The following is a 718-nucleotide window of genomic DNA, read 5'->3' as shown; positions in this document are numbered from 1 at the left end:
GTTCAATTTCTAGATTTACACGAACAAAGACATCTTACACAGCTAAAAGAAGCGAAACATGCAATTTTACAGCGTTAAAATGAAAGAAGTGGGGAACCGCTTCTTTTCTTTTTTACTCATGCATAGTTTTCTTTCTCATTTTGGAATACTACATGGAGAAAAGAAAAGAAGGAGTTGAAAAACATGTCAAAGAAAAAGAGAGAAGAAGAGCGCGCCTGGAAAGCTCGGAAAGAAAATCAAAAGCCGCATGGGAAAGTGAAAGCTTTTGCAGAATTAGTTGAAGGAACAGAAAAAACGTGATGAAGTTCATCACGTTTTTTGTATGAGTGGGAAAGTTAATAAGAAAGTTGTACCTGTACCTTTTTCGCTTATAATATCAATCTTTCCATCCATTGCTTGAATGACGCTGAAGACGACCATCATTCCGAGTCCGGTMCCTTTTTCTTTCGTTGAGTAGAAAGGTGATCCAAGGCGTTTTATTTGTTCTTGATCCATACCAACTCCTGTATCTTTTATATATAATTGTATATGTTTATGGTCTGGAACTAATGTAAGAATAAGGTCGCCACCTTTAGGCATAGCCTCAATACAATTTTTAAAAATATTTAATAAACATTGGTTCAGTTTTTGCTTTTCGCCAGCGATAAAGAAAGATGTACTTTGTTTTATATAATTTATACGAACATTTGCTAAATTGGCGAGAGGTGTGATCAAAGAC

General features: G+C 35.1%; 2 protein-coding genes and 1 pseudogene. 2 read left to right on the top strand and 1 reads right to left on the bottom strand.

Annotation, left to right across the window (positions count from 1 at the left end; genetic code table 11):
* Positions 1–78, top strand: a pseudogene (locus AC1DJR_RS32385) (DinB family protein); the annotation flags it as partial.
* A gap of 105 nt (positions 79–183) precedes the next feature.
* Positions 184–300 (top strand): DUF6254 family protein, encoded by a 117-nt coding sequence (locus AC1DJR_RS32380; RefSeq protein WP_000038354.1) that lies wholly within the window; start codon positions 184–186, stop codon positions 298–300.
* Positions 301–309: 9 nt separating this feature from the next.
* Here the strand turns inward: AC1DJR_RS32380 and AC1DJR_RS32375 are convergent.
* Positions 310–718: ATP-binding protein (locus AC1DJR_RS32375; RefSeq protein WP_477004504.1), on the bottom strand; the 409-nt coding region annotated here is incomplete at its 5' end.

Source organism: Bacillus sp. 05T31, assembly GCF_056396725.1.
The sequence above is the reverse complement of the archived record's forward strand: the minus strand, read 5'-3'. Positions and strand labels throughout refer to the sequence as shown.

Excerpts from the sequence above, each read along its gene's own strand:
- AC1DJR_RS32380 (WP_000038354.1), top strand. The coding sequence starts at position 184 with ATGTCAAAGAAAAAGAGAGAAGAAGAGCGCGCCTGGAAAGCTCGGAAA.